Origin of the sequence: Gottfriedia sp. NPDC058432, from assembly GCF_042721555.1 — a bacterium.
GTDB lineage: Bacteria > Bacillota > Bacilli > Bacillales > Bacillaceae_G > Gottfriedia.
This window is the reverse complement of record NZ_JBHXLC010000008.1, coordinates 187609-196116: the sequence shown is the minus strand read 5'-3', so window position 1 is coordinate 196116 and position 8508 is coordinate 187609. Positions and strand designations below refer to the sequence as shown.

Here is an 8508-nt window from a genome sequence, read left to right as displayed (position 1 = left end):
GTATTAAATTATTCTAATAATAATAAAATTATTTGAATTTTGAATTGCCATATTAAAGAAAATGCTATAAAATACATTTGTTTGTACACAATGATATTATCACAATCTAATTTAAGCGGAAAAAATCGAGGATGTGTATTATTAATGGTTCATCATTTAAACGGATTAATTAGTCACTATGGTTATATTGGCATCATTTTAGCATTAATAGGTGGAATAATAGGTCTGCCATTACCAGATGAAATTCTTTTAACATACGTAGGTTATAATGTATTTCAAGGTAGAATGTCATATTTACCTTCTCTAGCTTGTGCTTTTATCGGAATCATTTGTGGAATCTCTTTAAGTTATTTACTCGGATACATATTTGGTTTACCTTTATTAAATAAATACGGACCAAAAGTTCATATTACAGAGAAAAAAATTGATATCACAAAAAACTTATTCTCAAAATTTGGACCGTATATTCTTATTATAGGATTTTTTATTCCTGGAATCAGACATTTAACTGCTTATTTTGCAGCCATTAATAAATATTCCTTTAGAAAATTTGCAACGTTTGCATTTGTTGGAGCAATTCTTTGGGGATTCACTTTTATAACATTAGGAAAAATTTTAGGTGAACAATGGGATAAAGTGGCCACTATTTTTGCAAAGTACAGTTTAGTCATGTTTTCAACTGCCTTATTGATAGCAATTTTATTCTTTTTCCTATTTAGAAAACGATTAACTACAAATTAGAGTAGGCTTTTAGAGTCTTGAGAAATACATATGTAATAACACAAAAAAGACGAGACATAATAGTGTCTCGTCTTCTTTTGATAGATAAGTTGATTGGAGCGAATGTTACTCGACTCCCGGTGTAAATCTGAAAATCGCAATTAAATTCCAAAGAATCGCAAATAAATAATTACTCATACTCGTTAAGGTATTAAAGCCAAAAATCGTACAATAGTTGATCCTTTCAAATGAAAAACTAGCAAATTTGCTCTAATTCGATTAAAAATTGTATAAAAAGCTGCTAATTATCTTTAAAAATAAAGTTCAAATCATATAAAAATCAATGGCACTAATGAGATACCCCTCTCATTAGTAGATTCTATATATTAGTTATGTTTAAAATTAAAAAGAGGGCGCCTATTTGTCAGTTAATCTGACAGATAAGACAGCCCTTTTTTTACTTAATTATTTTGCAACTTCTTCTACAATTGCAATGACCATTTCAGCAGTTTTTACTAACTCTTTGATTGGCATTCTTTCATTTGTAGTGTGGATTTCTTCATAACCGATTGCTAAGTTTACGATTGGGAAACCGTGACCTGCGAATACGTTCGCATCAGATCCTCCACCACTTTGTTGTAATGCAGGAGTACGTCCAATTTTTTCTGCTGCACGTTTTGCAACTTCAACAACGTGGTCTCCTTCACCAAATTTAAATCCTGGGTACATAATTTGTACTTCTACTTCAGCACGTCCACCCATTTCAGTAGCTGCTTCTTCAAAGGCAGCTTTCATTTTAGCTACTTGAGCTTCCATTTTTTCACCGATTAATGAACGAGCTTCAGCTAAAATATTCACTTGATCGCATACAATATTTGTTGCACTACCACCTTCGAAACGTCCGATATTAGCAGTCGTTTCTTCGTCGATTCGACCAAGTGGCATTCTTGCAATTGCTTTAGAAGCAATCGTAATCGCTGAAACGCCTTTTTCAGGTGCAACACCTGCATGTGCAGTTTTACCATAAATTGTAGCAATTACTTTAGCTTGAGTTGGAGCTGCTACGATAATGTTACCTACTTCTTCATCGCTATCTAATGCATATCCAAATTTAGTAGTGATTAATTTTGGATCCATTGCTTTAGCACCATGTAATCCAGATTCTTCACCAACTGAGATAATGAATTGGATTTCACCATGCTCAATATTTTGTTCTTTAATGATTTTTGCGGCTTCTAAAAATGCTGCGATACCAGCTTTATCATCTGCACCTAGAATTGTAGTTCCATCAGTAACGATGTATCCATCTTTGATTGATGGTTTGATTCCTTTACCTGGAGTTACTGTATCCATATGACAAGAGAAGAAAATACCGTCAACGCCTTCTTTAGTAGCAGGAATTGTAGCAACAATATTTCCAGCACCGTGACCTGTAACACCCATCGTGTCGTCTTCAAAAACATTCATTCCAAGAGCTTCTAATTTTTGTTTTAAAACCTTTGCAATTTCAGCTTCAAACTTAGTTTCAGAGTCTACTTGTACTAATTCTAAAAATTCATCGACTATACGTTGTTCATTAATCATTTCTGTCATGCCTCCAAATTGTATATGTAAAAAATTGTCTACAAAGGTATATTACCATGTTTTTTAGCTGGGCGCTTTTCATTTTTGTTTTTTAATACTTCTAAAGATTGAATAAGCTTTTTTCTAGTCATTCTTGGATCAATAACATCATCAACTAGACCATATTTTGCAGCAACGTAAGGATTAGAAAATTTCTCTTTATATTGATCCATCCATTCAGATCTTAACTCATCTGGACGATTACTTTGAGAGATTTCTTTTCCGTATAAGATATTTACAGCACCTGCAGCACCCATTACAGCGATTTCAGCGTTTGGCCATGCAAATACTAAATCCGCTCCAATCGATTTACTATTTAATGCAACATAAGCTCCACCAAATGCTTTTCTCGTAATGACTGTAACTTTTGGAACTGTTGCCTCAGAGTACGCATATAAAAGCTTAGCACCATGCCTTATTATACCTCCATGCTCCTGTTTTACACCAGGAAAAAACCCCGTCACATCAACAAACGTGATGATTGGTATATTAAAACTATCACAAAAACGAATAAATCTTGCCCCTTTATCAGCTGAATGTAAATCTAGACCTCCAGCCATAAATTTAGGTTGATTACAAACTAGTCCTACTACTTCACCATTTAATCTAGCAAATCCCACAACTAAGTTTTTAGCGAAATATTTTTGAACCTCAAATAAGGAATCATCATCTACAATCATTTCTACTATTTTTTTAACATCATAAGGTCGACTACTTTCATCAGGTATAAGCTCCATTAAATCATCAAGATCTTTTTCAGTTTTCATTTTAGTAGGTGCTTTTTCTTCCCAGTGAGCCGGTAAATACTCTATTAAATTTCGAACGATTTTAAGAGCTTCTTCTTCCGATTCAGCTTGGAAATGGGCATTCCCACTGATCTCATTATGGACTTTAGCTCCACCTAAATCCTCTGCTGAGATTTTTTCACCTGTTACACTTTCAATTACCTTAGGACCAGTAATAAACATTTGGCTAGTACCATTAACCATTATAACGAAGTCTGTAATTGCTGGAGAATAGACAGCACCACCTGCACAAGGCCCCATAATAACCGAAATTTGTGGTACTACCCCAGAATAAATCGTATTTCGATAAAACACATGTCCATAACCATCTAAAGAAAGGACACCTTCTTGGATTCTCGCACCACCTGAATCATTTAATCCAATAATCGGAGCCTTACACTGTACTGCCATGTCCATTAATTGACTTATTTTTTTCGCATGCATTTCACCTAATGCACCACCGAACACAGTAAAATCTTGTGAAAAGACAAAGACCGTTCGATCGTTAATTTTTCCGTAACCTGTGACCACTCCATCACATGCACCATTTTGTTCATCCATTCCAAAATCTGAACAACGGTGCTGGACGAAACTAAATAACTCAACAAAACTACCTTCATCTAATAGCATGTCTATTCTTTCTCGTGCTGTAAACTTTCCACGTTCATGTTGTTTCTCAATCCGTTCAAATCCTCCGCCTTGCTCTATTTCAGATTTCTTTTCATATAGTTTATATAAATCATCATACTTGCTCATTAAACTCCCCCCTTTTTTGAACAATTTCGATTAATACTCCGAATTGTTTAGGGTGTATAAAGGCAACTTTTGAACCTTCACTCCCATTACGTGGTGAGTGATGGATTAAATTGAATTGTCGTTTTTTTAGTTCTAATAATGATTTTTCGATGTCATCTACTTGAAAAGCAATATGATGCAACCCTTCCCCTTTTTTTTCAATATATTTATGTACAGGATTCGTAGATGAAAGTGGTTGGATTAATTCAATATTAATTTTATTTGTTTTAAAAAACGCGACTTCTACACCTTGGTCATCCACTATTTCACGGTATGAATATGATAAACCTAAATCACCCTCATACTTTTTAATACTCTCGTTTAAATTTTTTACACAGATTGCCATATGATCTATATTTGTGAACATTTTTTTGCCCTCTCCTTCAAATCAATGCTTTTTTTAGAAACATATGAGATTTTTTATGTACTGTAATCTGTTCAAAAGTACATAAGCTATTATTTAAACAATATTCAAGAAAGTGGACAAACATGATTAAAACCGTAGCGATAACAATGCAGATGTAATATTGAAACCTAGAACAACGATTAGATTCTGCTCCTTTAAAGAGGAAAAAAAATACCATGATTTAAGCAAAAAACCAAAATTTAAAGTATGCAAAAAAAGTTCGACGGCATTCTTCTCACTTTTCTCTTTTATTACAACAATATGTCTACTTAACAATCGAGAGGTTAAATAGACACGATATAAAAGACTTATTTTTTCAAAAAAAAGTGCAATTAATGCAGTTTTTTGTAGTTTGTAAACTTACTAGATTACATGATACTATTACCACGTTATCACTATTTGTTAACTAGGGAGGAATTTAAGTGAACAAAAAAGTTTTGGCAGTTGGGTTATCTTTAGGTTTAGCAGCAAGTAGTTTTTCAGTAACAAATACATATGCTGCACCAAAAAATGTGTTATCTAGCTACAAGTATAATGAATCTGTAGGATCTCCTGAATTTGTTTCAGGTCAGCTGACAAAGTCATCAACTCAAAGTCCCGAGGGCATTGTACATGGTTATCTCAATGCTAACAAAGATAAATTCAAACTCGATTCAAAATCCTCAGAAGAATCATTCATCATCAAGTCTAGCAATAAAGATATGTTAGGCACCGCTCTTAGACTGCAACAAGTATATAATGGTGTACCCGTTTGGGGTTCTACTCAAACAGCATTAGTTGCAGACGATGGTGTTCTAACAGTTTTCTCTGGTACGGTAGCTCCTAATCTAGATACGAAAAAAGGACTTAAATCTGAAAAGAAAGTAAATGCCAACAAATCAATTAAAATTGCAGAAGCCGATCTTGGTTATACTCCTACATATGAAAAAGACCCTACAGCTGATCTAGTAGTTTATACAAATGGTGATGAAGCTACTTACGCTTACCTTGTAAACTTAAACTTCCTTTCTCCTAAACCTGGTAACTTTAATTATTTCATTGATGCATCAACAGGAAAAATATTAAATAGCTATAATAATTTAGATGAAGCAGATAGTAGTGCCCCTGCTGCAAAACCGGGCGGTACAGCGAGTAGTACGAATACAACTGGAACAGGAGTTGGCGTGCTTGGTGATTCAAAAACACTAAACATGACCTTATCAGGTTCATCTTATTATTTACAAGATAATACTAGAGCCTCAGGTGGTATTTTCACTTATGATGCGGCTAACAAAACACGTCTTGCAGGTACACTTTGGACGAGTCCAGATAACCTTCTAAATAGTACTTATGATGCCGCTGCAGTTGATGCACATTATTTTGCTGGATTAACATTTGATTATTATAAAAATGTTTTTGGACGTAATTCCTATGATACTAAAGGCGGTGCACTAAAATCGAGTGTCCATTATGGCCGTAATTACAACAATGCGTTTTGGAACGGTACGCAAATGGTTTATGGCGATGGTGATGGTACAACATTTATTCCATTATCAGGTGGTATTGACGTAGTAGCACATGAGTTAACTCATGCAGTAACAGAAAAGAGCTCAAATTTAACTTATCAGAATGAATCTGGTGCATTAAACGAAGCAATTTCTGATATTTTTGGTACATTAATAGAGTTCTATAATAATAAAAACCCTGATTACGAGATTGGTGAAGATATTTATACGCCAAAAATTGCAGGTGATGCACTTCGTTCGATGAGTGATCCAACTAAATATGGAGATCCAGACAACTATTCAAAACGTTACACTGGAACATCTGACAATGGAGGAGTTCATACAAATAGCGGTATTATTAATAAAGCTGCATATTTAATTGCTAAAGGTGGAACTGCATACGGCGTGACTGTTACAGGAATCGGAAATGATAAACTAGCTCAAATTTTCTATCGTGCAAATACTGTTTACTTAACAGCTTCCTCTACTTTCAGCCAAGCACGTGCAGCATGTGTTAAAGCAGCTTCTGACCTTTACGGTACAAGCTCCGAAGTAACTACAGTAAACAAAGCATTTGATGCGGTTGGAATTAAGTAAAATTCCAAGTAAAAAAAGGGATGTCTCGTAAGCTATAAATGCTTATGAGACCTTTTTATTTGAATAAATGTGTGATTTTCGTTGATATATTGCTAATACTGTAAAAATAATCATACTTATGCTAAAATAGGACAACACTTGTATTATTCTTATAATGATTAATAAATAGTAATTCTTTAATATAAGGTGGTAATCACATGAGAAAAAAAACACAAAAAGTAGTCGTTATGATTATGTTAATTTCAATGCTTGCTACTACTTTACTTGCAGGTATCGCTGCTATGTTATAAAAGAAAAAAGAATATGTAAAATGAGGATTCATCATCAAGATCTTGAGATTTTGATGGTGGATCCTCTTTATTATCTGATCGCACCTTGTTCACGAGCTAGTTGTTCAAATGAATTTGTTGATGTTGTGATTAATACTTTCGTTCCATATGGGATTTTATCAAAAAGTTCATTCACATCATTTGTGTACATTCTTACACAACCATTTGATATATATTTACCAATTGTTGAAGGGTCATTATTTCCATGAATACCATAAATCGAACCATCTGTACCTAATGCGTCAAAACCAATCCATCTAGTTCCTAGAGGATTTTTAGGATCGCCTCCTGGAATATTCTTTTTGCGCCAATATGGATTTTTGGCTTTATAAGTAATATTAAAAATACCTTCAGGAGTTAAATCTGCTGTTTTTCCGGTAGCAATTCGATAGATCCTTAGGACTTTACCATCTTCTATATATGCTAAATTATTAACTTCTTTGTTAATGATAATAAATGGTTCGCCTACCCTCGGGTTTTGGCCAAGTGGCCATACTGGACCAATTACTAAAAGTAGTGATAGAACTAGTTTAAGCAAATAAAGCAACTCCTTTTTAATTTCACTTAACGTATTTTCCCTTAAACTTTGATTTCATAATCAAAAAACTTTCCATTTCATTAATGATTGTTAAAACCGCTGCTCTTGTTTCAAAATCATCAGATGTTTGTGGGAGTGGCATTTCACGAAACATATGATAGATTTCTTCTAACTGATGTAAGCATATAACGCCACTTATAATTGGATTGATTGAAAAACTTAAGTCATTAAAAAATTTGGATAAAATATGAGATTGTTCGTTACTCACTTTTATGTCACAAACCGTGTCAATAATACGGTGAATAATTTCAAGTTGCCTCTCTCTTAATAAAAAGTATTCATAATCTTCATCATTCGAAGATTTAAAATAATGATTATCGATTTCTAATTTAGAAATTCTTTTCGCTTCTTGAAGCAATTTTACTGTTTCATCATATTCTTCTAAAAAACACTTATTAGCTGGTTCTTTTAAAAAAATAGAAATCTTCTCAAAAATAAAACAAAATTTAGAATCTATTTGTACTTTATAGTTTTTTATTTGATCATCTAAACTAGGCATATATAAATTGCAAAGTAAAGCTACACCAATTCCTATTACAATTACAGTTATTTCATCTACTATAATCGGAACTGTAATTTTTTTAAGACCATATAGATGTAGCATGATCACCGTACTAGAAATGACTCCTTCTTGAATTTTAAGTTTTACTAAACTTGGAATAAAAAATAAAAGTAATAATCCAATCGCAAAAGGTGTATAACCAAAAATATGAAAGAAAAAAATACAAAAAAGTATGATTAGTAAGCATCCAGAGAACCTTCTTAATGCTGTATCTAATGAACGCTTTTTGGTTGTTTGTATACATAATATTGTTAATGTTCCAGCAGACGCGTAAAAATGAACTCCCACCGATTGTGCAATAAAAATTGCAACCGCACTCCCTAACGCCGTTTTAACAATCCTTGAACCAATTCTATACATAAGATCACCTATTATTTATGTTCTACTTTATGAGCTATTTGATTCATTTAATAGGTTAAAGTTAAGAAAAGATAAAAATATGATCAGGATTGATAAAAACAACGTTGCCTAAGCTCCATTAAAGCGTACGTTCAATCTTTACGATAATAGGGCACATTCTCAAATATATCTAATGAAAATTTCATCTCATATTTACGCTTAATAATAAATAGATTGGTAAAAATATCATTATTCTAATAAAAGGTGTGA

8 protein-coding genes are annotated in these 8508 nt (G+C 33.1%); 3 read left to right on the top strand and 5 right to left on the bottom strand.

The window, feature by feature from the left end:
* Window positions 1-144: 144 nt before the first annotated feature.
* Window positions 145-741, top strand: coding sequence for a DedA family protein (locus tag ACFWM3_RS10780; protein ID WP_390311327.1), 597 nt, complete (start codon window positions 145-147; stop codon window positions 739-741).
* A 444-nt stretch (window positions 742-1185) separates the two neighbouring features.
* On the opposite strand, the gene ACFWM3_RS10775 is transcribed toward ACFWM3_RS10780, so the two are convergent.
* Genes ACFWM3_RS10775 through mce form a run of 3 tightly spaced genes read right to left on the bottom strand, consistent with a single transcriptional unit; the run spans window position 1186 to window position 4290 of the window.
* Window positions 1186-2304, bottom strand: coding sequence for a M20/M25/M40 family metallo-hydrolase (locus ACFWM3_RS10775; RefSeq protein WP_056475280.1), 1119 nt, complete (start codon window positions 2302-2304; stop codon window positions 1186-1188).
* Window positions 2305-2342: 38 nt separating this feature from the next.
* On the bottom strand, window positions 2343-3884 hold the full coding sequence (locus tag ACFWM3_RS10770) for an acyl-CoA carboxylase subunit beta (RefSeq protein WP_056475277.1): 1542 nt from the start codon (window positions 3882-3884) through the stop codon (window positions 2343-2345).
* Window positions 3871-4290, bottom strand: a complete 420-nt coding sequence (gene mce / locus ACFWM3_RS10765) for a methylmalonyl-CoA epimerase (protein ID WP_390311326.1) — start codon at window positions 4288-4290, stop codon at window positions 3871-3873. The genes ACFWM3_RS10770 and mce overlap by 14 nt, the downstream gene beginning before the upstream one ends.
* Window positions 4291-4751: 461 nt before the next feature.
* On the opposite strand from mce, the gene ACFWM3_RS10760 reads away from it, so the two are divergent.
* Together ACFWM3_RS10760 and prli42 are read left to right on the top strand one after the other, a co-directional pair.
* The gene (locus ACFWM3_RS10760; protein ID WP_390311325.1) at window positions 4752-6410 is read left to right on the top strand and encodes a M4 family metallopeptidase; all 1659 of its coding nucleotides are present in this window, start codon (window positions 4752-4754) and stop codon (window positions 6408-6410) included.
* A gap of 197 nt (window positions 6411-6607) precedes the next feature.
* Entirely contained in the window at window positions 6608-6700 is a 93-nt protein-coding gene (gene prli42 / locus ACFWM3_RS10755) for a stressosome-associated protein Prli42 (protein ID WP_156339731.1), read from the top strand.
* A 70-nt stretch (window positions 6701-6770) separates the two neighbouring features.
* Here prli42 and ACFWM3_RS10750 read toward each other — a convergent pair whose 3' ends face one another.
* Together ACFWM3_RS10750 and ACFWM3_RS10745 are read right to left on the bottom strand one after the other, a co-directional pair.
* The gene (locus tag ACFWM3_RS10750) at window positions 6771-7286 is read right to left on the bottom strand and encodes a L,D-transpeptidase (protein ID WP_056475269.1); all 516 of its coding nucleotides are present in this window, start codon (window positions 7284-7286) and stop codon (window positions 6771-6773) included.
* Between the two features lie 13 nt (window positions 7287-7299).
* Window positions 7300-8259: an aromatic acid exporter family protein gene (locus ACFWM3_RS10745; RefSeq protein ID WP_390311324.1), complete on the bottom strand. Its 960-nt coding sequence runs from the start codon at window positions 8257-8259 to the stop codon at window positions 7300-7302.
* Window positions 8260-8508: the final 249 nt, after the last annotated feature.

Bases quoted from the DNA above. Each gene is read 5' to 3' on its own strand.
- ACFWM3_RS10780 (WP_390311327.1), top strand. From the start codon at position 145: ATGGTTCATCATTTAAACGGATTAATTAGTCACTATGGTTATATTGGC.
- ACFWM3_RS10775 (WP_056475280.1), bottom strand. From the start codon at position 2,304: ATGATTAATGAACAACGTATAGTCGATGAATTTTTAGAATTAGTACAA.
- ACFWM3_RS10770 (WP_056475277.1), bottom strand. From the start codon at position 3,884: ATGAGCAAGTATGATGATTTATATAAACTATATGAAAAGAAATCTGAA.
- mce (WP_390311326.1), bottom strand. From the start codon at position 4,290: ATGTTCACAAATATAGATCATATGGCAATCTGTGTAAAAAATTTAAAC.
- prli42 (WP_156339731.1), top strand. From the start codon at position 6,608: ATGAGAAAAAAAACACAAAAAGTAGTCGTTATGATTATGTTAATTTCA.
- ACFWM3_RS10745 (WP_390311324.1), bottom strand. From the start codon at position 8,259: ATGTATAGAATTGGTTCAAGGATTGTTAAAACGGCGTTAGGGAGTGCG.